The following is a 1,472-nucleotide window of genomic DNA, read 5'->3' as shown; positions in this document are numbered from 1 at the left end:
CCCTTGTCTTTTTTTTCACACGTGATCTTTTCCTTTTTAAATAGTTTTTTGAGGACTTTTTAAATAAAAAAATACAACTATCACCAATACAAGTAATTTTTAAGCTATTTTTAATTTGACTATAATTTACACCTATAAAAGTGGCAAAACTTCCCCTTTGATAAGCCTCAATTTGGGTCCAAGTCATATTATGAATATCATGTTGTTTCGCATAATCTTTCTCGGCTGAAATTAAATATTCGTCAAATGATGAAAAAGTTTTACCAACAAATTTTTGACATAATATTTTTGCCCATAATTTGGAATCGTATGACTCTGTCGCCCCATCTGATATTGCTATACTTAAATTATCATCTGATATAGCCCATGAATCTTCATTTAAAGATTCATGATCCAAAATAAAATCTTTTTCTATATTAAATTGATAATTACCATTATCCAATGTGTCTTTAGAAATAGAACCCAAAAATATTTTTTTTATCATCTCAATTGTGCCGCTCTAGTTCCAATTTCAAAGAAGTCTGCAATTTCAGCAGCCTCAGCATTGAACATAAAACCTCTTGATTCACTAGATACACTGTACCCTTTCCCTTGAGCGAAATTAACTAAATTCGATGGCAATAAGCTAGACATTCTAAATAACATTTTTGCATAAGAATCTGGTAAATTAAATTCACCAGATGGAAATTTAATTGCAGCACCACTTAATGTACTAACATGAAGATTTAGTAACAATACTGTAGCTACCCCCTAAAATAGTACAGCCAAAAAGTAGGAAATTCTCTATGATAAAAGTAAAAGAGGATTCAATGATGAAAAAAATGACTGAACATCAAATCGTCGCTATTTTAAAAGAAGCTGAAGCGGGTATTCCTGTCAAGGAGCTCTGTCGTAAATAGGGCATGGGTAATTCAACTTTCTATAAATGGCGTGATAAATACGGTGGTATGGAAATTTCAGACATCAAACGTTTAAAGGAGCTGGAGGCGGAAAACCGTAAACTTAAACAGATGTTTGCTGAGCTCAGTTTAAAATCTCAGCTTCAGGAAGAAATCATAAAAAAGCTTTAGTGCCAACAGGGGCACGTAAAACGTGGGCACAGCAACTACAACAAAATCATTCAGTTACTATTGCTATGAGTTGTGCCATTGTTGGTTTAAGCCGTTGTGCTTACTATTATCAAGCTAAGTTACAGGATGATTCGGTGATTGTTTCGGTGTTGAATGCTATCACAGACCGGCATTTACGCTGGGGCTTTCCTAAATGTTTTAATCGTATCAGAAAGCTCGGCTATCAATGGAATCATAAACGGGTATATCGGGTGTATTGTGAATTAAAGCTTAATCTCAGGGTAAAGCGTAAAAAACGCATTCCTCCACGATGCCCGGAAAGGTTATTAGCCCCCAATAAACAAGGTGAATGTTGGTCAATGGATTTTATGAGTGATAGTCGCTGTAATCAACGTCGCTTTA

General features: G+C 34.6%; 3 protein-coding genes and 1 pseudogene. 2 read left to right on the top strand and 2 right to left on the bottom strand.

Annotated elements, in window-relative coordinates; translation table 11 throughout:
* Together A9G41_RS03025 and A9G41_RS03020 are read right to left on the bottom strand one after the other, a co-directional pair.
* A pseudogene (locus A9G41_RS03025) lies at window positions 1–484 on the bottom strand (hypothetical protein); the annotation flags it as partial.
* On the bottom strand, window positions 481–735 hold the full coding sequence (locus A9G41_RS03020) for a hypothetical protein (protein ID WP_065582081.1): 255 nt from the start codon (window positions 733–735) through the stop codon (window positions 481–483). The gene A9G41_RS03020 and the pseudogene A9G41_RS03025, both read right to left, overlap by 4 nt.
* 167 nt (window positions 736–902) lie before the next feature.
* Here A9G41_RS03020 and A9G41_RS13845 point away from each other — a divergent pair, with 167 nt between their 5' ends.
* Both A9G41_RS13845 and A9G41_RS03010 read left to right on the top strand, forming a co-directional pair.
* Window positions 903–1,070 carry a transposase gene (locus tag A9G41_RS13845; RefSeq protein ID WP_081302164.1) on the top strand — a complete coding sequence of 56 codons (168 nt, stop codon included), beginning with the start codon at window positions 903–905 and terminating at the stop codon, window positions 1,068–1,070.
* A partial coding sequence (locus A9G41_RS03010) for an IS3 family transposase (protein WP_143425404.1) occupies window positions 1,070–1,472 on the top strand: 403 nt, incomplete at its 3' end. The genes A9G41_RS13845 and A9G41_RS03010, both read left to right, overlap by 1 nt.

This window comes from Gilliamella sp. Nev5-1, assembly GCF_001690895.1.
Taxonomy (GTDB): domain Bacteria; phylum Pseudomonadota; class Gammaproteobacteria; order Enterobacterales; family Orbaceae; genus Gilliamella; species Gilliamella apicola_C.
Note: the sequence above shows the minus strand (reverse complement) of the source record. Positions and strands in the feature narration are given on the sequence as shown.